15 protein-coding genes, 2 tRNA genes and 4 pseudogenes are annotated in these 24,441 nt (G+C 63.0%); 16 read left to right on the plus strand and 5 right to left on the minus strand.

The window, feature by feature from the left end:
- Positions 1-222 precede the first annotated feature (222 nt).
- The 3 genes and pseudogenes from gltX (at position 223) to EKK97_RS07595 (ending at position 2,004) form a co-directional block, all read left to right on the plus strand.
- Positions 223-1,700: pseudogene (gene gltX, locus EKK97_RS07585) on the plus strand (glutamate--tRNA ligase).
- 122 nt (positions 1,701-1,822) lie between these two features.
- A tRNA-Ala gene (locus EKK97_RS07590) sits at positions 1,823-1,898 on the plus strand.
- Between the two features lie 30 nt (positions 1,899-1,928).
- Positions 1,929-2,004, plus strand: a tRNA-Glu gene (locus tag EKK97_RS07595).
- A gap of 485 nt (positions 2,005-2,489) precedes the next feature.
- Here EKK97_RS07595 and EKK97_RS07600 read toward each other — a convergent pair.
- A pseudogene (locus tag EKK97_RS07600) lies at positions 2,490-3,379 on the minus strand (NAD(P)-dependent oxidoreductase).
- Positions 3,380-3,522: 143 nt separating this feature from the next.
- Positions 3,523-4,806: a citrate synthase gene (gene gltA / locus EKK97_RS07605; protein WP_159550833.1), complete on the minus strand. Its 1,284-nt coding sequence runs from the start codon at positions 4,804-4,806 to the stop codon at positions 3,523-3,525.
- A 465-nt stretch (positions 4,807-5,271) separates the two neighbouring features.
- Between gltA and sdhC the strand changes: the two genes are divergently transcribed.
- The 10 genes and pseudogenes from sdhC (at position 5,272) to sucD (ending at position 16,837) form a co-directional block, all read left to right on the plus strand.
- A complete protein-coding gene (gene sdhC, locus EKK97_RS07610; RefSeq protein ID WP_201297033.1) occupies positions 5,272-5,649 on the plus strand; it encodes a succinate dehydrogenase, cytochrome b556 subunit in 378 nt (125 codons plus the stop codon).
- Positions 5,643-5,990: a succinate dehydrogenase, hydrophobic membrane anchor protein gene (gene sdhD / locus EKK97_RS07615; protein ID WP_159550837.1), complete on the plus strand. Its 348-nt coding sequence runs from the start codon at positions 5,643-5,645 to the stop codon at positions 5,988-5,990. Before sdhC ends, sdhD begins: the two co-directional genes overlap by 7 nt.
- A 3-nt stretch (positions 5,991-5,993) precedes the next feature.
- Positions 5,994-7,766, plus strand: a complete 1,773-nt coding sequence (sdhA, locus tag EKK97_RS07620; protein ID WP_159550839.1) for a succinate dehydrogenase flavoprotein subunit — start codon at positions 5,994-5,996, stop codon at positions 7,764-7,766.
- Between the two features lie 14 nt (positions 7,767-7,780).
- Positions 7,781-8,484 (plus strand): annotated as a pseudogene (locus EKK97_RS07625) (succinate dehydrogenase iron-sulfur subunit).
- A 252-nt stretch (positions 8,485-8,736) separates the two neighbouring features.
- Positions 8,737-11,564: pseudogene (locus tag EKK97_RS07630) on the plus strand (2-oxoglutarate dehydrogenase E1 component).
- Between the two features lie 176 nt (positions 11,565-11,740).
- Entirely contained in the window at positions 11,741-11,950 is a 210-nt protein-coding gene (locus EKK97_RS26075; RefSeq protein WP_236551447.1) for a hypothetical protein, read from the plus strand.
- Complete coding sequence (gene odhB / locus EKK97_RS07635) at positions 11,947-13,149, plus strand: 2-oxoglutarate dehydrogenase complex dihydrolipoyllysine-residue succinyltransferase (RefSeq protein ID WP_236551401.1); 1,203 nt, start codon at positions 11,947-11,949, stop codon at positions 13,147-13,149. Before EKK97_RS26075 ends, odhB begins: the two co-directional genes overlap by 4 nt.
- A gap of 52 nt (positions 13,150-13,201) precedes the next feature.
- Positions 13,202-14,641, plus strand: a complete 1,440-nt coding sequence (gene lpdA / locus EKK97_RS07640) for a dihydrolipoyl dehydrogenase (RefSeq protein ID WP_159550841.1) — start codon at positions 13,202-13,204, stop codon at positions 14,639-14,641.
- A 157-nt stretch (positions 14,642-14,798) separates the two neighbouring features.
- Positions 14,799-15,965: an ADP-forming succinate--CoA ligase subunit beta gene (sucC, locus tag EKK97_RS07645; protein WP_159550843.1), complete on the plus strand. Its 1,167-nt coding sequence runs from the start codon at positions 14,799-14,801 to the stop codon at positions 15,963-15,965.
- Positions 15,965-16,837: a succinate--CoA ligase subunit alpha gene (gene sucD, locus EKK97_RS07650; protein ID WP_159550845.1), complete on the plus strand. Its 873-nt coding sequence runs from the start codon at positions 15,965-15,967 to the stop codon at positions 16,835-16,837. The genes sucC and sucD overlap by 1 nt, the downstream gene beginning before the upstream one ends.
- A 118-nt stretch (positions 16,838-16,955) precedes the next feature.
- Here the strand turns inward: sucD and EKK97_RS07655 are convergent, their stop codons facing one another.
- Positions 16,956-18,797, minus strand: coding sequence for a calcium-binding protein (locus tag EKK97_RS07655; protein ID WP_159550847.1), 1,842 nt, complete (start codon positions 18,795-18,797; stop codon positions 16,956-16,958).
- A 375-nt stretch (positions 18,798-19,172) separates the two neighbouring features.
- Between EKK97_RS07655 and EKK97_RS07660 the strand changes: the two genes are divergently transcribed.
- The 3 genes from EKK97_RS07660 (at position 19,173) to EKK97_RS07670 (ending at position 23,072) form a co-directional block, all read left to right on the plus strand.
- Entirely contained in the window at positions 19,173-20,936 is a 1,764-nt protein-coding gene (locus tag EKK97_RS07660) for a type I secretion system permease/ATPase (RefSeq protein WP_159550849.1), read from the plus strand.
- Complete coding sequence (locus EKK97_RS07665; RefSeq protein ID WP_159550851.1) at positions 20,936-22,261, plus strand: HlyD family type I secretion periplasmic adaptor subunit; 1,326 nt, start codon at positions 20,936-20,938, stop codon at positions 22,259-22,261. Before EKK97_RS07660 ends, EKK97_RS07665 begins: the two co-directional genes overlap by 1 nt.
- Before the next feature lie 82 nt (positions 22,262-22,343).
- Positions 22,344-23,072, plus strand: a complete 729-nt coding sequence (locus EKK97_RS07670) for an urea carboxylase-associated family protein (protein WP_236551402.1) — start codon at positions 22,344-22,346, stop codon at positions 23,070-23,072.
- Between the two features lie 192 nt (positions 23,073-23,264).
- Here EKK97_RS07670 and siaD read toward each other — a convergent pair whose 3' ends face one another.
- The gene (siaD, locus tag EKK97_RS07675; protein ID WP_159550853.1) at positions 23,265-24,041 is read right to left on the minus strand and encodes a biofilm regulation diguanylate cyclase SiaD; all 777 of its coding nucleotides are present in this window, start codon (positions 24,039-24,041) and stop codon (positions 23,265-23,267) included.
- Complete coding sequence (siaC, locus tag EKK97_RS07680; RefSeq protein ID WP_159550855.1) at positions 24,038-24,427, minus strand: biofilm regulation phosphoprotein SiaC; 390 nt, start codon at positions 24,425-24,427, stop codon at positions 24,038-24,040. The genes siaD and siaC overlap by 4 nt, the downstream gene beginning before the upstream one ends.
- Between the last annotated feature and the right edge of the window lie 14 nt (positions 24,428-24,441).

Below are 24,441 nucleotides of genomic sequence, written 5' to 3' on the forward strand. Positions count from 1 at the left end.
AGTCGATAGTCAATGATCTGTGTTAACTGTGCAAATTTAACATGTCAACGATAAATCGACTCTGAGCGCAGGCTATCACTCACGGAAAAGAATAAGAAGCATTATTAAGAATACCTCAATTCTTCCGGAATGTCTGGCTGTAAGTGGCCGGCTGTGCGGCTGTCTGTGCCGAGGCAGGTGCGTATAATGCCGCCATACCCAATCCCGTTTGGATAAGGACTCATGACTGTACGTACTCGCATTGCTCCGTCTCCCACCGGCGACCCCCATGTAGGCACGGCTTATATCGCGCTGTTCAATCTCTGCTTTGCGAGGCAGCACGGTGGCCAGTTCATTCTGCGCATCGAGGATACGGATCGGGTGCGCTCGACCCTGGAGTCCGAGCAGATGATCCTCGACTCGCTGCGCTGGCTTGGGCTGGAGTGGGACGAAGGACCCGACGTAGGTGGTCCTCATGGCCCCTACCGCCAGAGTGAGCGTGGCGATATCTATGCCGAATACGCCCGCCAACTGATCGAGGCGGGACATGCCTTCAAGTGTTACCGCACCAGTGAAGAGCTGGACGAGCTGAGGGAGGCGCGCAAGGCGAGCGGTATGCATCTCGCACTCAAGCCTGCCGACCTGGCACTGCCCGAGGAGGAGGCCGCTCGACGTGAGCGCGAGGGCTGGCCCTATGTGGTACGGATGAAGGTGCCGGCCAGTGGTATCTGCGTGATCGACGACATGCTGCGCGGCACCATCGAAGTCGACTGGGCGCAGGTCGACGCGCAGATTCTGCTCAAGTCCGACGGCATGCCCACCTATCACTTGGCCAACGTGGTGGATGACCATTTGATGGGCATTACTCACGTACTGCGCGGCGAGGAGTGGATCAACTCGGCGCCCAAGCACCAATTGCTCTACGAGTATTTCGGCTGGGACATGCCGGTGTTGTGCCACATGCCGCTGCTGCGCAATCCCGACAAGTCGAAGCTCTCCAAGCGCAAGAACCCGACCTCCATCAACTACTACCGGCGCATGGGCTTCCTGCCTCAGGCGGTGATCAACTACCTGGGGCGGATGGGCTGGTCGATGCCCGACGAGCGTGAGAAGTTCAGCCTCGACGAGATGATGGCGCACTTCGACATTCAGCGGGTGTCGCTGGGCGGGCCTGTCTTCGACCTGGAGAAGCTGACCTGGCTCAACGGGGTTTATATACGTGAGGACCTGGACGATAGGGCGTTTCTCAAGGCGCTGATGGAATGGGCCTTCAACGAGGAATACATCGGCCAGATCCTGCCGCAGGTGCGCCCCCGGGTAGAGACTCTCTCTCAAGTAGCGCCATTGGCCGGTCACTTCTTCGGTGGTGTGCCTACGCTGCGTGAGAACGACTTCGAAACCGTCAAGCTGGAGCGTGAGGAACTTCTCAAGCTGTTGCAGTTCCTGGTGTGGCGCTTCGAGGCGGTGCCGGCCTGGCACAAGGAGACGCTGCTCGCCGAGGTCAAGACGCTGGCCGGGCATTTCGAACTCAAGATGAAGGAGTTCCTGGCGCCTGTCTTCATTGCCATCACCGGTTCCACGGCCAGCACCTCGGTCATGGATGCCATGGCAATCCTCGGTTCCGACATGACCCGGGCGAGGCTGCGTCACGCCATCGAAGTGCTCGGCGGGTTTCCAAGAAGCAGGCCAAGCGCTTCGAGAAGGAGTACAAGGAGCTGTAAGATGCGGCTGCGCCGCTTGAAGTAAGGAAGAGCGGCGCTTCGCCCCTTGAAGATGAGGGAAGGAAACTGTTGACGAAGATGGGGTGAATCAGTAGCATACGCCCCGTCTTCACGGCACATGTGGGGCCTTAGCTCAGCTGGGAGAGCGCGACACTGGCAGTGTCGAGGTCAGCGGTTCGATCCCGCTAGGCTCCACCAATCTTCCGTGCCGAAACGTGACGACGCTGCGTCCCATTCGTCTAGTGGTCTAGGACACCGCCCTTTCACGGCGGGAACAGGGGTTCGAACCCCCTATGGGACGCCACTTCTTCCGATTGCTCCCCTTGCTGGCTCATCGTCTCGCTAGTGCTTTTAGCACTCGGTGTATGAGTGCGTTACGGCATGTTTCCTTGCGTGAAAAGCCCATTGAAGAGGCCGTTTTTTCAGCCTTTTAGGCTTGACTTGTCCACTTGCTCAGTGTCTTGGCTTTCCTTCTGTGTGTAATTGCCCGAAGTGGCGCCAAATGAGTGTGCAGCTGCAAAAATCCATATATATCAGCAGCTTAAAATTGGTCAAAAAATAGCCAATCTAAGTGGAAGCCCCTTCTCATGCCGATCCGATGATGTTTTCTTGAGGTTGTGAACAGGGTTATCCACAGAATGTGTGGAAAACGTTCAGGCCGTCGAAAAGCCGTGATTCGCTCCGTGTAAAGTGGGCCCTGTCAAGATCGGTTGGCCACTTTTCTGGTACTTTCTCCTGAGGGGCGTCGCGGATAGGCGACGCCCCTCAGTATGTTTCGCGTGGAGTGGGTCAGTCTCGTCCGAGCGCCCGCAGTCGGCGCAGCAGCGAGGAGGTATCCCAGCGGCCGCCGCCCATGACCTGCACGTCGCCGTAGAACTGGTCGACGAGGGCGGTAACCGGCAGGCGAGCCTGAAGGCGGCGCGCCTGCTCGAGACAAATCCCCAGGTCCTTGCGCATCCAGTTGACGGCGAAGCCGTGTTCGTACTCGTCGGCGATCATGGTCTTGTGGCGATTCTCCATCTGCCAGGAGCCGGCGGCTCCCTTGGAGATCACTTCAATGACGCGCTGCTGGTCGAGTCCGGCCTGTTCGGCGAAATGCAGGCCTTCGGCCAAGCCCTGCACCAAGCCGGCAATGCAAATCTGGTTGACCATCTTGGTCAGCTGTCCGCTACCGGCTGGCCCCATCAGGGACACTGCCTTGGCATAGTGGCCGAGGGTCGTCTCGGCGCGGGCGAAATCCGCTTCCGTGCCGCCGCACATGATCGTCAGCGCGCCGTTCTCTGCGCCTTGCTGGCCGCCCGATACCGGCGCGTCGATGAAGCCGATGCCTTTCGCACGGCAGGCGCCATCGAGCTCCTCGGCGAGATCGGCCGAGGCGGTGGTGTGATCGACCAGCAGGCTGCCCGCCGCCATGCCTGAGAGTGCGCCTTGCTCGCCCACGGTGACCTGGCGAACGTCGTCGTCATTGCCTACACAGACCAGCACCAGGTCGGCCCCTGGGCGGCTTCCCTGGGGGTGGCGTGGTGGCTGCCGCCATATTCCTCGACCCAGGCCCTGGCCTTGGCTTCGCTGCGGTTGTAAACGCGCACGGTGAGCCCGGCTCGGGCCAGGTGGCCGGCCATGGGGTAGCCCATCACGCCCAGGCCGATGAAGGCGACAGTGGAAATCTGCTGTTGCATAGGGGGTTCCCTCTCGTTGATGGCAGCGCCGGGAGTCCGTCATGGCTCGCTTGGCCTGCATGCGAAGTTCGAGATGCAGAAAGCCGCCCGAAGGCGGCTTTCCAGTACGTTGAGTACGTGCGGCCAGGCCGCTTCCTGCCGACTTACTTGGCAGGATAGTCGCGTTGCGGATGGCCAGTGTAGAGCTGGCGCGGACGGCCGATCTTGTAATCGCTGGAGAGCATCTCGTGCCAGTGGGAGATCCAGCCGATGGTGCGCGACACGGCGAAGATCACCGTGAACATGTTGGTCGGGATGCCCATGGCCTTGAGAATGATGCCGGAATAGAAGTCGACGTTGGGGTAGAGCTTGCGCTCCACGAAGTACTCGTCCTCCAGGGCGATCTGTTCCAGGCGCTTGGCGATCTTGAGCTGTGGGTCGTCGATGCCGAGCTCGGCCAGCACCTCGTCGCAGGTCTCCTTCATTACCTTGGCGCGCGGATCGAAATTGCGATACACGCGGTGGCCGAAGCCCATCAGCTTGAACGGGTCGTCCTTGTCCTTGGCCTTGTCGATGAAGCGCTGGATGTTCTCTTCGGAATCGTCGCCGATCTCGTCGAGCATCTTCAGTACCGCTTCGTTGGCACCGCCGTGAGCCGGGCCCCACAGTGCGGCGATGCCGGCGCTGATGCAGGCGAAGGGGTTGGCGCCGGTGGAGCCGGCCAGGCGCACCGTGGAGGTGGAGGCGTTCTGCTCGTGGTCGGCGTGGAGCATGAAGATGCGATCCATGGCCTTGGCGTAGACCGGGTTGACCTTGTACTCCTCGCACGGATTGCTGAACATCATGTAGAGGAAGTTCTCTGCATAGCTCAGGTCGTTGCGCGGGTAGTTGAACGGCTGGCCGACGTTGTACTTGTAGGACATGGCCGCAAGGGTCGGCATCTTGGCGATCAGGCGGATGGCGCTGATCACGCGGTCCTCTTCCTGGGTGATATCCATGTGGTCGTGGTAGAAGGCCGCCAGGCCGCCAACCACGCCACACAGGATCGACATCGGGTGGGCGTCGCGACGGAAGCCCTTGAAGAAGTTGTTGATCTGGTCATGCACCATGGTGTGGTTGCGGACCCGCGACTCGAAGTCGGCGTATTGCTCGTCGGTGGGTAGCTCGCCGAACAGCAGGGTATAGCACACCTCGACGAAGTTGGACTCCTTGGCCAACTGGTCGATCGGGTAGCCGCGGTGCAGCAGTACGCCCTTGGCGCCATCGATGTAGGTGATGGCCGACTGGCAAGAGGAGGTTGCCATGAAGCCGGGGTCGTAGGTGAACAGGCCGTCGGCGCCGAGACCGCGGACATCGACCACGTCAGGGCCCAGGGTGCCTGAGTAGACGGGCAGCTCAATGGTCTTGTCCAGGCCGTCTACCGTCAGTGTCGCTTTCCTGTCAGCCATTCTGGCCTCCTCTCGAAGTCGAAGTGATCGTTAACTCATTCTTTCGCAAACCCTGTTGAAGCGCTGGCCCGCGAAAAAGGTCCGCCCACTATAGAAGCGTTCCCGGGATTGTCAATTAGGCCAAAGCGACCGGCTAATTGTACGCTGATATGGTTTGGTTACAGCATTTGTATAGAAAATGGTGCTTTGCACCACGCAAGGCCGCGAATCAGGCCGGCTTCGGAATTTTGCCCAAAAGCGTTGTGCCTCACCTGGGGTGGGGCGGGCTTGAACCATGGTCGAGTCGGGCCAGCGCGCATTTGTCACTGGGAGTTCATGTCCCTATAATCCACACCGCGCGACTGGCAGGTACTCGTTGTCATGCCCGTCCCGGCAGCGGCGAGCCCCCTACCTCAAACCACCGCCCGCTCGAGCCTGGTCCCATCGATTGGTTGAAGAGCGAGCCAAGAGAGTGTGTATAGAGCCGTGAATAGCAAACGACCCGTCAACCTCGACCTCACCACGATACAGTTTCCGCTACCCGCCCTGACGTCGATCGCCCACCGCATCACCGGCGTGATTCTGTTCGTCGGTCTCATCTTCGCCTTCTGGGCGCTCGACAAGTCGCTGTCATCTCCCGAAGGCTTTGCGGCCGTCAGGGATGCTCTGGCCAACAACATCCTGGCGAAGTTGATCGCCTGGGGGCTGTTGTCGGCACTGGCGTTCCATTTCGTGGCCGGCATCAAGCATCTGCTGATGGACGTCGGTTACGGCGTGACCCTGGAAGGTGGCGTCAAAAAGGCACAGGCCACCGTGGTCATCAGTGCCGTCCTGATCATTCTGGCGGGAGTCTGGGTATGGTAACCAACATCACCAATCTGGGTCGTAGCGGCCTTTCCGACTGGCTGATCCAGCGTGTCTCGGCCATCATACTGGCACTCTATACCGTATTCATCGTCGCGTACCTGCTGTTCAATCCCGGGCTCGACTACGCCACCTGGAGCCAGCTCTTCGCCCAGACCTGGATGCGTATCTTCTCGCTGCTGGCCTTTATCTCTCTCGCCGCGCACGCCTGGATCGGCCTGTGGACCGTTACCACCGACTATCTCAAGTCCACGCCCGTGCGCCTCGGCGCCCAGGTCGTCATCATCCTGGCCGTGTTCGTGTTCCTGGTCTGGGGCATCCAAGTTCTGTGGGGAGCCTGATTCATGTCTAACATGCGTACCTTGTCCTACGACGCCATCATCATCGGCGGTGGCGGTTCCGGCCTGCGTGCCGCGCTCGAGCTGGCCAAGTCCGGCAAGAAGACTGCCGTGCTGTCCAAGGTCTTCCCGACCCGTTCGCACACCGTTTCCGCCCAGGGCGGGATTACCTGCGCCATCGCCTCGGCCGACCCCAATGACGACTGGCGCTGGCACATGTACGACACCGTCAAGGGCGGCGACTATATCACCGACCAGGATGCGGCTGAATACATGTGCTCCGAAGGCCCCAAGGCGGTCTTCGAGCTGGAGCACATGGGCCTGCCGTTCTCGCGTTTCGACAACGGCCGCATCTACCAGCGTCCGTTCGGCGGCCAGTCCAAGAACTTCGGCGAGGGCGGCCAGGCGGCACGTACCTGTGCCGCGGCCGACCGTACCGGCCATGCGCTGTTGCACACCCTTTACCAGAACAACCTGAAGAACAATACCACCTTCCTCAACGAGTGGTTCGCGGTCGATCTGGTCAAGAACGCCAACGGTGACGTGGTGGGCTGCATCGCCATGTGCATCGAGACCGGCGAAGTGGTGCACGTCAAGTCCAAGGCCACCGTCATGGCCACCGGTGGCGCGGGCCGCATCTACGCCTCCACCACCAACGCCCTGATCAATACCGGCGACGGTATCGGTATGGCGCTGCGCGCCGGCTTCCCGATGCAGGACATGGAAATGTGGCAGTTCCACCCCACCGGTATCTACGGTGCGGGCGTGCTGGTCACCGAAGGCTGTCGCGGCGAAGGCGGTTACCTGGTCAACAAGGACGGTGAGCGCTTCATGGAGCGCTACGCGCCCAATGCCAAGGACCTCGCTGGCCGTGACGTGGTGGCACGCTCCATGGTCATGGAGATTCTCGAGGGCCGCGGCTGCGGCGAGAAGGGCGATCACGTCTTCCTCAAGCTCGACCACCTGGGCGAGGAGGTGCTCAACAAGCGCCTGCCGGGTATCAGCGAGCTGTCCAAGATCTTCGCTCACGTCGATCCGGTCAATGCACCGATTCCTGTGGTGCCGACCTGCCATTACATGATGGGTGGTATTCCGACCAACGTGCACGGTCAGGCGATCATGCAGGACGCCGATGGCAACGACCGCATCGTCAACGGTCTGTTCGCCTGCGGCGAGGCGGCCTGCGTCTCCGTTCACGGCGCCAACCGCCTGGGCGGTAACTCGCTGCTCGACCTAGTGGTGTTCGGCCGTGCGGCCGGCATGTTCATCGAGGGTGCACTCAACGAAGGCATCGAGTACCTCGACGCTTCCGACTCCGACATCGAAGCGGCGATGAAGCGCATGACCCGCTGGAACGAGTCCACCGGCGGTGAATCCGTGGCCGAGCTCAAGACCGAGTTGCAGAGCATCATGCAGAACGCCTTCGGCGTGTTCCGCCAGGAGGAGCACATGCAGGAAGGGGTCAAGAAGCTAGCCGACCTGCGCGGCCGCATCGGCGAGGCGCACCTGGCCGACAAGTCCGGAGCGTTCAACACTGCCCGCGTCGAGGCGCTCGAGCTCGACAACCTGATGGAAGTGGCCGAGGCCACCGCTATCGCGGCGCTGGAGCGCAAGGAGAGCCGCGGCGCGCACTCCCGCTACGACTATCCGGACCGTGACGACACCAACTGGCTGAAGCACTCCATGTACTTCCCGGCCGAGAAGCGGGTCGGCAAGCGCGACGTCAACTTCAAGCCGAAGACCGTCGACACCTTCGAGCCGAAAATCCGTACTTATTAAGGGGGAGTCACGAGATGCTTCAGGTATCCATTTACCGCTACAACCCGGAAACCGACTCCGCACCCTACATGCAGGAGTACCAGCTCGACACCCAGGGCCGTGACCTGATGGTCCTGAACGTGCTGGAGATGCTCAAGGCCGAGGATACCACCCTGGCCTTCCGCCGCAGCTGCCGCGAGGGCGTGTGCGGCTCCGACGGCATGAACATGAACGGCAAGAACGGTCTGGCCTGCATCACCTCGCTGTCCGACGTGGTCAAGGACAACAAGCTGGTGCTGCGTCCGCTGCCGGGCCTGCCGGTGGTGCGCGACCTGGTGGTCGACATGGGGCTGTTCTACAAGCAGTACGAGCGCATCCAGCCGTACCTGCAGAACGACGAGCCGGCGCCGGCCATCGAGCGTCTGCAGTCGCCGGAGGACCGCGACAAGCTCGATGGCCTCTACGAGTGCATCCTGTGCGCCTGCTGCTCGACTTCCTGCCCGTCGTTCTGGTGGAACCCGGACAAGTTCGTCGGCCCGGCCGGCCTATTGCAGTCTTACCGCTTCCTGGCGGATTCGCGCGACACGGCCACCCGTGAGCGCTTGGCCGAGCTGGAGGATCCGTTCAGCGTGTTCCGCTGCCGCGGCATCATGAACTGCGTCGCGGTATGTCCGAAGGGGCTCAACCCACGCGGGCGATCGGCAAGATCCGCGACATGCTGCTTGCGAATGCCACTTAAATCGTGGCGCGTAGCTTGTTATCATACTGGCCGCAGTTCGGCCGCGACGACATGTCGCGGTCGGCTCGCAGACAGCAGCAAGAGAGCCGGTGCCCGAGGTACCGGCTCTTGAGCATGGATTGCAAGGATTCCAGCCTCGCGGCTGGAGCCGCCGGGAAGTAAAGACGCCCTACCGGCAGGGCACCAGCCAAGCCGTCGCGGCTGGCCCGCGACGGCGCCGACAACACCCCATCAGTGTAGGGTGACCGAGAGATGCAACAAGGCATAATGGAGTTGATGTGGAACAGCTCCCACGTGAGCGGCAGCAACGTTCACTATGTGGAAGCGCTCTACGAGCAATACCTCGCCGACCCAGGTTCCGTGCCCGACGAGTGGCGGACCTACTTCGACCAGCTGCCCAGCGTCGATGGCAGTGCCTCCCACGATGTTCCCCTCAGTCCCGTCCGTGATCAGTTCCAGCAACTGGCACGTGCGCGCCGGGCCACCGCCGTCGCAGCCGACAGCGGTGAGAGCAAGAAGCAGGTCAAGGTGTTGCAGCTGATCAACGCCTACCGCTTCAGGGGCCACCAGAAGGCCGACATCGATCCGCTCAAGCTGCGCAGCCAGACTCCCGTTCCCGACCTCGACCTCTCCTTCCACCAGCTTACCTCGGCCGATCTGGATACCGAATTCCAGACCGGCTCTTTCTTTCTGGGGATGGACAAGGCACCGCTGCGCGAGATCGTCGACGCTCTGGAGCAGACCTACTGTCGCTCCATCGGCTGCGAGATCATGCACATCGTCGATACCGAGGAGAAGCGCTGGCTGCAGCAGCGCTTCGAGTCGGTTCGCTCGGCACCGAAGTACAGCGACGACGTGCGCAAGCACCTGCTGGAGCGCCTGACCGCTGCGGAGGGCCTGGAGAATTACCTGGCCTCCAAGTATCCGGGCACCAAGCGTTTCGGCCTCGAGGGTGGCGAGTCGTTCATCCCCATGATGGACGAACTGATCCAGCGTGCCGGCGGCTACGGGGTCAAGGAAGTCGTCATCGGCATGGCCCACCGCGGCCGTCTCAACCTGCTGGTCAACATCCTCGGCAAGAACCCTTCCGAGCTGATCGACGAGTTCGACGGCAAGAAGCTGATCGAGCGCGGCTCGGGTGACGTCAAGTATCACCAGGGTTTCAGCTCCAACGTGATGACGCCGGGCGGCGAGGTTCATCTGGCGCTGGCCTTCAACCCCTCCCACCTGGAGATCGTTTCGCCGGTGGTCGAGGGGTCGGTGCGTGCCCGCCAGGACCGCCGCGATGACTACGACGGCGTCAAGGTGTTGCCGATCAACGTGCATGGCGACGCCGCTTTCGCCGGCCAGGGTGTGGTCATGGAGACCTTCCAGATGTCCCAGACCCGTGCCTACAAGACTGGCGGCACGCTGCACATCGTCATCAACAACCAGGTCGGCTTCACCACCTCGCACCCGCAGGACACACGCTCCACCGAGTACTGCACCGATATCGCCAAGATGGTCCAGGCGCCGATCTTCCACGTCAACGGCGACGACCCGGATGCCGTGCTGCATGCCACCCAGGTGGCGCTGGACTACCGCCAGCAGTTCCGCAAGGACGTGGTCATCGATCTGGTCTGCTACCGTCGCCGCGGTCACAATGAGGCCGACGAGCCGTCCGGCACCCAGCCGCTGATGTATCGCAAGATCAAGGATCATCCCTCCTCACGTACCCTCTATGCCCAGCGTCTGGTCGAGCAGGGGGTAGTGACCGAGGAGGAGGCCCAGGCGATGACCGAGACCTATCGCGAGGACCTGATGGCCGGCAATCACGTGGCCAACGCCCTGGTGCAGGAGCCCAACACCTCGCTGTTCGTCGACTGGAAGCCCTATCTCGGCCACGAGTGGAGCGGCTATGCCGATACCAGCGTCGAGATGAAGCGCCTGCAGCGGCTCGCCGCCCGTATGTGCGAGGTTCCCGATGGCGTCGAGATGCAGCGCCAAGTGGCCAAGATCTACGAGGACCGTCGCAAGATGCAGGCTGGCGGACTGGGCCTCAACTGGGGCTTCGCCGAGACCTGGCCTACGCCACCCTGCTCGACGAGGGCCATCCGGTACGCATCACCGGGCAGGACGTAGGCCGTGGCACCTTCTCCCACCGCCATGCCGTGGTGCACAACCAGAAGGATGGCAGTACCTACGTACCGCTGCAGCATCTGGCCGACGGCCAGCCGCGCTTCACCATCCACGACTCCTTCCTCTCCGAGGAGGCGGTGCTGGCGTTCGAGTACGGCTACGCCACCACGGCCCCCAACGACCTGGTGATCTGGGAGGCGCAGTTCGGCGATTTCTTCAACGGTGCCCAGGTGGTGGTCGACCAGTTCATCTCTTCCGGTGAGACCAAGTGGGGCCGGTTGTGTGGCCTGACCATGCTGTTGCCCCACGGCTACGAAGGTCAGGGACCCGAGCACTCCTCCGCGCGCCTCGAGCGCTTCCTGCAGCTGTGCGCCGAGCACAACATGCAGGTGTGTGTGCCGACCACCCCGGCACAGATCTTCCATCTGTTGCGTCGCCAGGTGATCCGCCCGCTGCGCAAGCCGCTGGTCGTGATGTCGCCCAAGAGCCTGCTGCGCCACAAGGAGGCCATCTCCAGCCTCGACGATCTGGCCAACGGCCACTTCCACATGGTGTTGCCGGACCAGGGCAACCTCGAGGCCCAGCGCGTCAAGCGCGTCGTCATGTGCGCCGGCAAGGTCTACTACGACCTGGCGGCATGGCGCGCCGAGAACGAGCGCGACGACACGGCCATCGTGCGCATCGAGCAGCTCTATCCCTTCCCCAAGGAGGAGCTCTTCGAGACGCTCAAGGACTACGTCAACCTCGAGAGCGTGGTGTGGTGTCAGGAAGAGCCGCTCAACCAGGGCGCCTGGTACTCGAGCCAGCACCACATGCGTGCCGTGGCCGACATGCTCAAGAACGGCTTGGGCGGCGAACTCAAGTTTGCCGGTCGCCCGGCATCGGCAGCACCCGCGGCGGGCTACATGTCCGTGCATACCGAACAGCAGCGCCAGCTGGTGGAAGACGCTTTCAACGTCTAAGAAGCGAATCCATCGGGACGAGAGAGAACACACAAGGGAAACGACATGGCTACCGAGATCAAAGCGCCCACCTTTCCGGAATCCGTTGCCGAAGGCAGCGTGGCCGCCTGGCACAAGAAGCCGGGGATAGCGTCGAGCGCGATGAGCTGATCGTCGAGATCGAAACGGACAAGGTGGTGCTTGAGGTAGTGGCGCCGGAAGCCGGCACCCTCTCCGAGGTGCTGGCCGAGGAGGGCGACACCGTTCAGTCGAGCAGGTGCTGGGCAAGATCGGTGAAGGCGGCGCCAAGGGCGGCGAGAAGAAGAATGAGAAAGCCGAGTCCAAGGCTGAGCCGAAAAGCGAAGCCAAGGCCGCGCCGGCTGGTGGTGGCAAATCCCACGAGGTGAAGGCGCCGACCTTCCCCGAGTCGATCCAGGAAGGCACCGTGGCCACCTGGCACAAGAAGGTCGGCGAGGCGGTCAAGCGCGACGAGGTGCTGGCCGACATCGAAACCGACAAGGTAGTGCTCGAGGTAGTGGCTCCGGCCGATGGCGCCCTGGCCGAGATCAAGGCCGAAGAGGGTAGCCAGGTCGAATCCGAGGCGGTGCTGGCGATCTTCACCGAGGGTGCGAGCGGTGCCGCGACGGCCGCAGACGAAACCCCGGCAGCATCCGCCGACGATGGTTCCGGCGATGAGAAGATCGGCGACAAGATCCTGGCTCCGGCGGCGCGCAAGCTGGTTGCCGAGCACGATCTCGACGTCAACAAGATCGAAGGCACCGGTAAGGGCGGCCGCATCCTCAAGGAGGACGTGCAGCGTGCCGTGCAGGCCGGTACGGCCAAGAAGAGCGCGGCTCCGGCCGCCGCGCCGAAGCAGGCTGCCGCGGCGCCGGCCTTCGAGGGCGAGCGCCCCGAGAAGCGCGTGCCGATGAGCCGCCTGCGCCAGACCATCGCCAAGCGTCTGGTCCAGGCTCAGCAGACCGCTGCCATGCTCACCACCTACAACGAGGTGGACATGGGCGCGGTGATGGAGCTGCGTGCGCAGTACAAGGACACCTTCCAGAAGGCGCACGACGTCAAGCTCGGCTTCATGGGCTTCTTCGTCAAGGCGGCTTCCGAGGCGCTCAAGCGCTTCCCCGACGTCAACGCCTCCATCGACGGCACCGACATTGTCTACCACGGCTACCAGGACATCGGTGTGGCGGTATCCACCGATCGCGGCCTGGTGGTACCGGTGCTGCGCGATACCGACAGCATGAAGATCGCCGACGTCGAGAAGGGTATCGTCGACTTCGGCAAGCGTGCGCGTGACGGCAAGCTCGGCATCGAGGAGATGCAGGGCGGTACCTTCACCATCACCAATGGCGGCATCTTCGGCTCGCTGATGTCGACGCCGATCCTCAATCCGCCGCAGACCGCCATCCTGGGCATGCACAAGATCCAGGAGCGCCCGATGGCCGTCAACGGCAAGGTCGAGATCCGCCCGATGATGTACCTGGCCCTGTCATACGACCACCGTATGATCGACGGCAAGGATGCGGTGCAGTTCCTGGTGACCATCAAGGAGCTGCTCGAGGATCCGGCGCGCCTGCTGCTGGATATCTGACGGCGCCCGAATCAACGGACTCAAACGCGAACCGATCAACAGGAAGAAGCAAATGGCCGACAAATTTGATGTGATCGTCATCGGTGCGGGCCCCGGGGGCTACGTGGCCGCCATCCGTGCCGCCCAACTGGGGCTGAAGACCGCCTGCGTCGAGAAATGGGTCAACAAGGAAGGCAAGACCGTTCACGGCGGCACCTGCCTGAACGTGGGCTGCATTCCCTCGAAGGCGCTGCTCGAGACATCCCACAAGTTCGTCGAGGCGCGCGATCACTTCGCCGAGATCGGCATCGACCTGGAAGCGCCCAAGCCCAACGTGGCCAAGATGCTGGAGTTCAAGAACTCCGTTATCGCCAAGAACGTGGGCGGTATCAGTGCCCTGTTCAAGGCCAATGGCGTGACGGCCATCGACGGCACCGGCAAGGTGACTGGCACCAAGCAGGTCGAAGTGACCGGCCACGATGGTGGCAAGACCACCTATGAAGCCGACAACATCGTCATCGCCGCAGGCTCGGTGCCGGTGGAGATTCCGCCGACCCCGCTGCACGAGGACATCGTCGTCACTTCCACTGGCGCGCTGGAGTTCACCGAGGTGCCCAAGCGCTTGGGTGTGATCGGTGCCGGCGTCATCGGCCTGGAGCTGGGCAGCGTGTGGAGCCGCCTGGGCTCGGAGGTGGTCGTGCTCGAGGCCATGGACACCTTCCTGCCGATGGTCGACACCGCCATCGCCAAGGAGACCCAGAAACTGCTCAAGAAGCAGGGCCTGGACATCAAGCTCGGTGCACGCGTTACCGGCTCCGAGGTCAAGGGCAATGAGGTCGCGGTCAAGTACAGCGACAACGACGGCGAGCAGGAACTCACCTTCGACAAGCTGATCGTCTGCGTCGGTCGCAAGCCCTACACCCAGGGCGTGATCGCCGACGGTGTGGGCGTGGGCCTCGACGAGCGCGGCTTCATTCATGTCGACGACCAGTGCCGTACCAGTGTGCCGGGCATCTACGCCATTGGCGACTGCGTGCGCGGCCCGATGCTGGCCCACAAGGCCTCCGAAGAGGGCGTGATGGTGGCCGACATCATCGCCGGCCACAAGGCGGAAATGAACTACGACGCCATTCCCAGCGTGATCTACACCTCGCCGGAAGTGGCTTGGGTCGGCATGACCGAGCAGGACGCCAAGGCCAAGGGCATCGAGGTCAAGACCGGATCCTTCCCGTTCTCGGCCAACGGCCGGGCACTGGCCAACAACGCGCCGGAAGGCATGGCCAAGATCATCGCCGATGCCGAGACCGATCGTATCCTGGGCATGCATATCGTCAGCCAGCATGCCGGCGAGCTGATTGCCCAGGGCGTGATCGCGATGGAATTCGGCTCCAGTGCGGAAGACCTGGCCCTGACCTGCTACGCGCACCCGAGCACCTCGGAGGCGATCCACGAGGCGGCGCTGGCGGTGGACGGTCATGCCATCCACATGGCCAACCGCAAGAAGCGCAAGTAAGCAGTTCGCGTCAACGCAACAACAAGCGCCATCCAGGGGGATGGCGCGTCGTGCCCGGCCATGTACCGGGGGCGAACGGGGGTAACCCGGCATCGACCGTCGCAGGCGGTGTTTCGCGGTTGCCATTCGAGTCACATGCAACCAATGGCATGAATCGATGAACCTTCACGAGTATCAAGGCAAGCAGCTGTTTGCTGATTATGGTCTGCCGGTATCCAAGGGCTTTGCGGTCGATACCCCCGAGGAAGCGGCGGAAGCCTGCAAGAAGATCGGCGGTGACATGTGGGTGGTCAAGGCCCAGGTTCACGCCGGTGGCCGCGGCAAGGCCGGCGGTGTCAAGCTGATCAAGAGCCCGGAAGAGGCCAAGGCCTTCGCCGAGCAGTGGCTGGGCAAGAATCTGGTGACCTATCAGACCGATGCCAACGGTCAGCCGGTCGCCAAGATCCTGGTCGAGAACTGCACCGACATCGCCAGCGAGCTCTACCTGGGCGCCGTGGTCGACCGTACCACTCGTCGCGTGGTGTTCATGGCCTCCACCGAGGGTGGCGTCGAGATCGAGAAGGTCGCCGAGGAAACCCCCGAGAAGATCCTCAAGGCCGAGATCGACCCGCTGGTCGGCGCTCAGCCGTACCAGGCGCGTGAGCTGGCCTTTGCCCTGGGCCTCAAGGGGGACCAGGTCAAGCAGTTCACCAAGATCTTCCTGGGCCTGTCGCGCCTGTTCCACGAGAAGGACCTGGCGCTGCTCGAGATCAACCCGCTGGTGATCACCGACGAAGGCAACCTGCACTGCCTCGACGCCAAGATCAACCTGGACAGCAACGCGCTGTATCGCCACCCGGACCTGCAGGCGATGCGCGATCCGTCCCAGGAAGACGAGCGCGAAGCCGAAGCCGCCGAATGGGACCTCAACTACGTTGCCCTCGATGGCAACATCGGCTGCATGGTCAATGGCGCCGGTCTGGCGATGGGCACCATGGACATCGTCAACCTCAACGGTGGCAAGCCGGCCAACTTCCTTGACGTCGGCGGTGGCGCCACCAAGGAGCGCGTGGCCGAGGCGTTCAAGCTGATCCTCTCCGACACCAACGTCAAGGCGGTGCTGGTCAACATCTTCGGCGGTATCGTGCGTTGCGACATGATCGCCGAAGGCATCATCGGTGCCGTCGAGCAGGTTGGCGTCAACGTGCCGGTGGTGGTGCGTCTCGAGGGTAACAACGCCGAGCTGGGTGCCGAGAAGCTGGCTTCCAGCGGTCTGAACATCATCGCTGCCACGAGCCTCACCGATGCGGCTCAGCAGGTCGTCAAGGCAGCGGAGGGCAAGTAATGAGCATCCTGATCGACAAGAACACCAAGGTCATCTGCCAGGGCTTCACCGGCGGGCAGGGGACCTTCCACTCCGAGCAGGCGATCGCCTACGGCACCCAGATGGTCGGCGGCGTCACCCCGGGCAAGGGCGGCCAGGTGCACCTGGGCCTGCCGGTGTTCAACACCGTCAAGGACGCCGTGCGTGAAACCGGCGCCGAGGCCAGCGTCATCTACGTGCCGGCCCCGTTCTGCAAGGACTCGATCCTCGAGGCCGCCAATGCCGGTATCAAGCTGATCGTGTGCATCACCGAGGGCATCCCCACGCTCGACATGCTCGACGTCAAGGTCAAGTGCGACGAGCTGGGCGTACGCCTGATCGGCCCGAACTGCCCCGGAGTGATTACTCCGGGCGAGTGCAAGATCGGCATCATGCCGGGTCATATCCACAAGCCGGGCCGTGTCGGCATCGTGTCGCGCTCCGGCACCCTGACCTACGAAGCGGTCAAGCAGACCACCGACCACGGCTTCGGCCAGTCCACCTGCGTGGGCATCGGCGGCGACCCGATCCCGGGTTCCAACTTCATCGACATCCTCGAGATGTTCGAGAAGGACCCGGCCACCGAGGCGATCGTCATGATCGGCGAGATCGGCGGTACCGCCGAGGAAGAGGCAGCGGCCTACATCAAGGCCAACGTGACCAAGCCGGTGGTGTCCTACATCGCCGGTGTCACCGCCCCTCCGGGTAAGCGCATGGGCCATGCCGGTGCGATCATCTCCGGTGGCAAGGGCACCGCTGACGAGAAGTTCGCCGCGCTGGAAGATGCCGGCGTGCGTACCGTTCGCTCCCTGGCCGAGATCGGCGATGCACTGAAGGACGTGACCGGCTGGTAAGCACCGCTTCCGGCAGGTAACGACAAGAGGGCGCCTCAACGAGGCGCCCTCTCTGTTTGCTCGCTCCTGGCTTGCACTCTCGCCTGGGCCCTCCATGTCCTGGGTCGTTGGTTAGGACTCAGGCCAGGGCCTCATCGAAGGAGGGGGCCTCCAGGCCGAGCAATTGGACGTCCAGCTCGTCCGCCTCGATGGCTGCGGGCAGGTGCTTCTCTTCACCGTAGGCTCGGTAGGCGAAGCGCCAGGCTTCGCCCGGTGCCAGCTCGCGTGAGTCGCCGATACGGTAGGCATCGTCATCACGGCTGAACTCGCCGTTCCACAGCGTATCCAGCTCGTCCTCCAGTTCGAAGCGGAGGTCGGGCAGAGCCAGCGTCTCGTTCGTCACGTTCTCGACGAAGACTTCGGCCGTATAACCGTCGTCCCATTCGCTGGTCATGTTGCCGGTCACGACCAGATCGGCCGTATCGTCGATCAGTGGAGGGAGCAGTCCGTCGCTGGCGAGTACGTCCTGCTCGCCCGGTGTCGGCATCGGCTCGGCCTCGAACAGGCTGCGTGAAGCAACATGCAGCGTAGTGCCGTCGCCAAAGACGGCGTACTGCATATCGACCAGAGTGTCGTCGGTGCCCTTGTCATCGCGAACCCTGACCTCGTCGTTCATGAAGTCGATGCGATAGTCGGCGAAATCGCGCGTATAGAGCGCGGTATCGGTACCGCCGCCGCCGATCAGCAGGTCCTGGCCATCGTACCAGTCGTCGCCGGGCCCGCTTTGCAGGATGTCGTTGCCGGCTCCGCCGATAAGGGTATCGTGCCCCAGGCCGCCATTGAGGTAGACGCCATCGTCGCTGCCGCGAATCGCGTCGTCGCGTCGGGAACCGACGACGTAATCGAAGCGGACCTCGTTGGCGTCGGCATCCGTAGGCGCGCCGAAGCCATGGCCTCCCTCGTTGGTCCACAACACTGGGGAGAGTTCGTCGCTCTGTGCGTCACGAACCGAGCGCTCGACCCGCACCTGATTGCCGTGGTCGCGTCCGCCGTGGAAATTGATGTCGCGGTCGGTACGGGCGACTTCGATATCGTTGCCGACGGAAGAGCGCCAGGAGGCGAACAGCAGGCCATGGCGCATGCCACTATCTTCCAGTCCCGTGAACTCGCCATCGTAGCTTTCGCGTAATTCGTAGGCATAACCGTTGCCGCCACTGCCTTTGTTGAAGGCTCCTTCGGCACTGATGTCGGCGACGTTGGCGTCCAGTGAGCGGGAGAAATGAAAGGCGGTAGATGGCCCGTCGACGACCTGAATGTCGCTGAGGGAGGCGTCAGTGGTACCGTCGAGACTCAAGGCATGAAAGCCGCTCAGCTCCGCCTTTTCATTGGTGAAGGATGCTCGGTTCGGACTACCTAGCGTGAAGTCGACGGTAAAATCCGACAGCGAGACATTATCGACACTGTCGATTCTTTCCACTTGAGTCTTGCCTGCCTCGAAGTCGAAATGAAGGCCGCGATCCAGGCTGACTCGACCTTCCTCCACCGCCGTAACCTTGGCCATGCTGGTGCGCAGTTCGGCATGCTGTTGCTTGCGCCAGGCGCTGTCGCCGATCTCGTCGAGGAAGGCGCTGTCGTTGTCCTGCCAGATACGTAGAGTATCGCCGACGTCCAGCTCGGCATCGATAGAGATGCTCATGTCTCCCTGGCTGGCCGAAGCGCCGAGCGTACCGAGATCCAGGCTGTCGGCCGTACCGTCCAGTTTGATGGCGTGCCCCTGTCCGAGAGCCTCGCGGGTGAACGTCAGGTGGGTGTCCTCCAGCCCCGCACCTTTCAGGCTGAGGTCCGAGCGGTTGATGGTGAGTGGCTGGTCGAGTCGATACTCCCCCGCCGAGAGTTCGATAGTGGCGCCACTCGGCGCCTCGTCGATCAGGGTCTGCAGAGCTTGAGCCGTAGTCGAGGTATCTGCCTTCAACACGGACATGGCGTCTCTCCTCATGCGCTTCTATTTCGAGATTCGCGATGCGACGGGCGGCGAAAATGCTAACCGCTGGGAGGAAGGAAAAATAGTGAGTGAAAGAGCCGTCTGAAGAAAAAACCGGCGAAATGGAAATTTTGTAACACCTAATTTAACAGAGTTGCCGGGGTGAAAGGGCGGTGGAAAGCGAGGCGGCTCTTTAATTCACAATGCAGGGGAGGTGTCATCGGGAAACACAATAAAACGCATCATTACGAAACGGTTCATTCAGTAATCTAGGTGCCGCTGTGTTTCTGTTAGCCTGCTGCGCCACTGCTTTTCTTGGCTGCGTATGTTCGAAGTGCGCAGGCCATGTCGCTCCAGCAAAATGGGATCCCAGGCATGCGCTCCGGAACCGCCGACGACATTGCCCAAGCGTTACGCTCCTGTTGGTCGCCGCTGCTGTGGGTGCTCGGTTTCAGCTTGTTCGTCAATGCTCTGATGCTGGTGCCTGCGTTCTACATGCTTCAGGTCTACGACCGGGTCATCACCACCGGCAGTCGCGAGACACTGCTGGTGCTGACGCTGGTTGCCCTCTTCCTGATGGCCGTGATGGGACTGCTCGACGTGATACGCTCGCGTCTCCTGGTGCGTGTTGGCAACGGTCTCGATGCCCGTCTCGGGGCGCGCTTGCACCGCACCCTGTTCGCTCTGCACCTCCGGCGTGGACGGCCCGCCTCGGTGCAGCCGCTGGAGGACCTGCGCAGCCTCCGGCAATTCCTTTCTGGCCACGGCCTCTTTGCCTTCTTCGATGCACCTTGGGTGCCGCTCTACCTGGCCCTGCTGTTTCTCTTCGATCCCTGGCTTGGTGCTTTCGCCAGCCTGGCAGGGCTGGCGCTGCTCGCGCTGACGCTGATCAACGAGAAGTCGACTCGCTGGCTGCTTACCGAGGCCAGCGATGAGCATCGACAGGCGCGAGCGCGGATCGAGGCTAATCTGCGCAACGCCGAGGTTGCCCAGACGCTGGGCATGATACCCGCGCTAGAACGACGCTGGCTGACCCGCCACCAGGCCTCCCTGGTCAAGCAGTCACGGGCCAGCGACCGTACCAACGCGCTGACCCAGTTTGCCCGGACCCTGCGCCTGGCGTCGCAATCGCTGATCCTCGGCCTAGGGGCGCTGCTGGTGCTGGAGGGACGAATCACCCCCGGAGTCATGATCGCGGCCTCGATCATCCTGGCCCGCACGCTGGCGCCTATCGACGGCATGATTGGCGGCTGGCGAGGTTTCGTGAGTGCGCGAGATGCCTATCGACGACTGACGGCGCTTGGGCAAGAGATGCCCGTCGAGCGACAGCGATTGTCGCTGCCCGCACCGTGTGGGGAGGTCTCGCTGGAGTCGGTCACCATGGTGCCTCCCGGCATAGAGAAGCCCGTGCTGCAGGATATCGACCTGCGGGTCGCTCCCGGAGAGCATGTCGGGATCATTGGGCCCAGCGGCGCGGGCAAGAGTACCCTGGCGCGGCTGCTGGTGGGGGCTCAGTTGCCGCGTCAGGGCACGGTGCGTCTGGATGGCGCCAGCCTCGACCAATGGAACGACGATGAGCTTGGCCCCTGTCTTGGCTATCTGCCCCAGGATATCGAGCTATTCGAAGGCACGGTGAGCGAGAACATCGCCCGCTTCGGCGACGTCGATGACAAACGGGTAGTCGAGGCGGCGCACAAGGCGGGAGTTCACGAGATGATCCTGCGTCTGCCCGAGGGTTATGGCACCTGGATCGATAGCGCCAGCGGCATCCTGTCACGGGGGCAGCGCCAGCGCGTGGCCTTGGCCCGGGCGCTGTACGGGGAGCCGGCGCTGGTCGTGCTCGACGAGCCCAATGCCAACCTCGACGACGCCGGCGAACGAGCGCTGGGGGCCGCCATGCGCCAGCTCAAGGAAGCGGGTACCACGCTGTTCGTGATCAGTCATCGACGCAGCGTACTCGACGGCATCGATACGCTGCTGCTCATCGACGAGGGATGCATACGGCTGCGAGGGCCGCGTGACGAGGTGCTATCCCGTCTTGGGGCCGGAAAACGGCGCACAGCCGCGAGCGCTCCGAGCGCAAGACAGGGGGCGGTACAGCGCGCCGTGCAGGCACGACAACGGGGAGGGCAGACCTGATGGCGACACGCGATGGCGAAAGCCAGTCGACAGGCGAGCCATCGGCACCGCCCGTCGACTGGCGTGGCAGTCGACGGCTTGGGGTGTTGATCCTGCTAGTGGCTTTCGGCGGTTTCGGTGGCTGGGCGCTGGCAGCCAACCTGGCCGTAGCCGTCGTGGCGCCGGGCAAGGTGGCCGTGGCATCGTTCACGCGTTCGGTGCAGCACTATGAGGGCGGCATCGTGAGCGAGATCCGGGTGGCCGATGGCGACCGGGTCGAGCAGGGCGAGGTGCTGCTCGTCCTCGACGATACGCATGCCCGCTCCCAGCTTCAGTTGGCGCGAAACCAGTACCTGCTCAACCGTGCCAGCGAAGTGAGGCTCTCGGCCGAGCTTGCCGAGTCCGAGACGCTGGAGTTCCCTCCCGAGCTGCACGAGAACGAATCGCGGCGGGTCGAGGAGGTGATCGCCGTTCAACGGGGATTGTTCTTCGCCAGAAGGCAGGCTCTCGATGGCACCCTGGACACCTTGGAGCAGCAGGCCCGCCAGTACCGTGAACAGCGCGAGGGGCTGGAAGCGCTGGTCGAGGTCAACCGTCAGCGGATTGCCTCATTGCGGGAAGAGGCGGAGGACCTGCGCAGCCTGTTCGAGCGTGGCCACGGCGATCGGCAGCGCCTGCGTGAGCTGGAGCGCGACATGCTTGAACTGGAAGGCGAAACCGCCCAGCAGGAAGCCAACATCTCGCGTATCGAGGCGCAGATCAGCGAGAACCGGCTGCAGCGACAGGTATTGCGCCAGGAGTTTCATCAGCAGGCCGGCGAAGAGCTGCGGGAGTCCCAGGCGCAGGTTGCCAATGCCGAGGAACGCATCACGGCCCTCGAGGACCAGGTACGACGTACGCTGATTCGAGCCCCGGTGGCGGGTACTGTGGTCGATCTTCAGCTGCGCTCCAGCGGGGCGGTGGTGGCTGCCGGCGAACGCGTGGTGGACATCGTGCCGGCCGACGAGGGTTACGTGATCGAGGCACGAGTGCCGGTCAACGAGATCGACAGCCTCTATCCCGGCCAAGCAGCCCGTATCCGCTTCAGCGCCTTCAACCAGCGCCTGACCCACACCGTGGAGGGAGAGCTCGTGCACCTCTCGGCCGACAGCCTGGCGGACGAAACCACCGGCAGCGAATACTACCGGGCTCGCATCGCCGTCGACGACACCACCCCTCTGCCGGAGGAAATGCGGCTGGTGGCAGGCATGCCGGCCGAAGTCATGATCAAGACCGGTGAGCGTACCTTTGCCAGCTATCTGAGCAAGCCGCTCACCGACGTGCTGGCCCGCGCCATGCGCGACTAGCCGGGAAAGCGTTGACGCAACCAGGCGGCTGAGCTTACCTGCATCGGCTACGCTGGTGGCGAATGGGCTCGGAGGAACGATGATGGCCAAGGTACCTGCCGCCTACCAGGCGACTCGAGGGTCGATGCTCGACATCGACCGCGATTTCTATGCGCGGCTGACCGACCCGGTGGCGCGGGAGCGGATCGACTCGCTGGTGGTGCCGATCCGCGAGGGTAGGGCCTGGCGGGTGCCGGCGGGGCACGTGGTGCGCCTCTCGACCCTCGAGGGCCCCCAGGTCGGCGACCTCAACCTGTGGAACCTGCACAATCCGCGCGAGCGTTTCTGGGCCTCGCGTACGCGCCAACTGCAGCGTGCCCATGTCTCCACCTTCGACCGCCTATGGTCGACACTACCTTACCTGCGCCCCATGGCGACGATCATCGACGATACCCTGGCCAACTATGGCGTCGATGGCAGCGGCATGGACGAGCAGGGCGGACGTATACACGATCTGCTGGGAACCCGCTGCGACCCCTACGTCAACCGCCTGCTCACCGGTGAGGACTTCGATCATCACTGCCACTCCAACCTGGTGCGCGCCGTGCTGCCGCATGGCCTCACCGAGTTCGACGTGCACGACGTGCTCAACGTGTTTCAGTGCACCGGGCTCAACGATGACGATCAGTACTTCATGAAGGCATGTCCGGCCCGGGAGGGCGACTACCTGGAGCTGTTTGCCGAGATCGACCTGCTGTGCGCGCTGTCGTGCTGCCCGGGGGGGACCTGTCACAGGAACTGTGGGGGCCGAACGCCGGTGACCCGCTGCTGACTTGTCATCCCATCGGAGTGGAGGTTTTCCGTGTCGATCCCGAATGGCTGGCGGGCTGGCAATCGCCCCAGCCATCTCCCTATGCCGGCGGGCACGGACTCACGGGGCCAGCCATCGACTGGACGGCGGAGAAGCGGCGTCGCCAGGAGTAGCCAAAGAGGCTTTGCAGGAGATGCTGCGGCAGTGAGCCGCTCACATGATGATGCAGCTGCGATCGCGCCCACTGCGCTTGGCCTGCAGCAGAGCCTGGTCGGCGCGTTGCAGCGTGTGGTTGAGCAGGTCCTCGCCATCGCGGTACTCGCTCAGCCCGGCGCTGGCGGTGATCGAGAGCCGGCTGTCACCCACCAGGATCGACAGCTCGGCCAGCCGCAGGCGCAGTCGATCGACAATGATGCGGGCCTCGGAGAGGCCGGTGTCGGCCAGCAGCAGCAGGAACTCTTCGCCGCCCCAGCGTGCGCACAGGTCGTAATCGCGCAGCTCCTGGCGGATGGTCTGGGCGATGGCCACCAGGACCTTGTCGCCGGCTTCGTGCCCGTGCCGATCGTTGATCTGCTTGAAGTGATCGATATCGAGCATCACCAGGGTGTACTGCTTGCGTTCGTCGAGCTTGGGCAGCCGTTCGTCGATCAGGCGCCGGTTGGGCAAGCCGGTAAGAGGATCGTGGGTCGAGGCCTCTCGCAGGGCGCTGTTGCGCTCGTGCATGAGTTGCTGGTAGCCGTCGGAAATGCGCGAAAGCTTCTCCTGTCGGCGCAGCGATTTCTGATAGCGGCGCTGAGCCTTGCGTTCGTCCTCGCGCACGTAACGCTGATAACCATCGGCAATCGTCACCAGGCGCTCCAGGCGCTGCTTTTCGGCGCGATGAAACGCATGCAGGCGCGCCAGTGCCGGGCGCAGTGGGCTATCGGCATGCGCGGGATCACTCAGCAGCGCTTCGACCTGCGCCATCAGCTCGGTTTCCTCGCGTGTCATTCCGGGGCCTGGGTAGGGGTAATGGCGAACGGGAAGGTGCAGTCCTCGCGGAACTCCTCCGCAAGTTCGGCGATGCGTTCGTTGCGTGGGTCGTAGTGCCAGGTGACTTGGATGACGCGTCCTTCCTGGTGTGCCTCCTCCAGCAGATCGAAGATATCCATCATGGCCTTGACCGAGCTGGTATTGAGGTAAACCAGCGCCAGCTCGAGTGTCAGCGGGCGTGACTCGTCGCCGAGAAAACGCTTGACCCAGTCGATCACCTGATCGAACAGTTCGAATGAGTTCTCCGGGTAGGAGTCACCTTGCATGGAGAGTAGGCCGGCCTGCCAGTCGCTGATGATGGTGGGCGTGGACTGGCTGCCAGGGATATTGAGGTCGTTGGTCATTACAAACACTCGGC

It is taken from the genome of Billgrantia tianxiuensis, assembly GCF_009834345.1.
Taxonomy (GTDB): domain Bacteria; phylum Pseudomonadota; class Gammaproteobacteria; order Pseudomonadales; family Halomonadaceae; genus Halomonas; species Halomonas tianxiuensis.

What these genes read in the sequence shown, in the direction of transcription:
- siaD (WP_159550853.1), bottom strand. Translation starts at nt 24,041, where the DNA reads ATGACACGCGAGGAAACCGAGCTGATGGCGCAGGTCGAAGCGCTGCTG.
- EKK97_RS07665 (WP_159550851.1), top strand. Translation starts at nt 20,936, where the DNA reads ATGGCGACACGCGATGGCGAAAGCCAGTCGACAGGCGAGCCATCGGCA.
- siaC (WP_159550855.1), bottom strand. Translation starts at nt 24,427, where the DNA reads ATGACCAACGACCTCAATATCCCTGGCAGCCAGTCCACGCCCACCATC.
- sdhD (WP_159550837.1), top strand. Translation starts at nt 5,643, where the DNA reads ATGGTAACCAACATCACCAATCTGGGTCGTAGCGGCCTTTCCGACTGG.
- EKK97_RS07655 (WP_159550847.1), bottom strand. Translation starts at nt 18,797, where the DNA reads ATGTCCGTGTTGAAGGCAGATACCTCGACTACGGCTCAAGCTCTGCAG.
- gltA (WP_159550833.1), bottom strand. Translation starts at nt 4,806, where the DNA reads ATGGCTGACAGGAAAGCGACACTGACGGTAGACGGCCTGGACAAGACC.
- EKK97_RS07670 (WP_236551402.1), top strand. Translation starts at nt 22,344, where the DNA reads ATGGCCAAGGTACCTGCCGCCTACCAGGCGACTCGAGGGTCGATGCTC.
- sucC (WP_159550843.1), top strand. Translation starts at nt 14,799, where the DNA reads ATGAACCTTCACGAGTATCAAGGCAAGCAGCTGTTTGCTGATTATGGT.
- sdhA (WP_159550839.1), top strand. Translation starts at nt 5,994, where the DNA reads ATGTCTAACATGCGTACCTTGTCCTACGACGCCATCATCATCGGCGGT.
- sucD (WP_159550845.1), top strand. Translation starts at nt 15,965, where the DNA reads ATGAGCATCCTGATCGACAAGAACACCAAGGTCATCTGCCAGGGCTTC.
- lpdA (WP_159550841.1), top strand. Translation starts at nt 13,202, where the DNA reads ATGGCCGACAAATTTGATGTGATCGTCATCGGTGCGGGCCCCGGGGGC.
- EKK97_RS07660 (WP_159550849.1), top strand. Translation starts at nt 19,173, where the DNA reads ATGCGCTCCGGAACCGCCGACGACATTGCCCAAGCGTTACGCTCCTGT.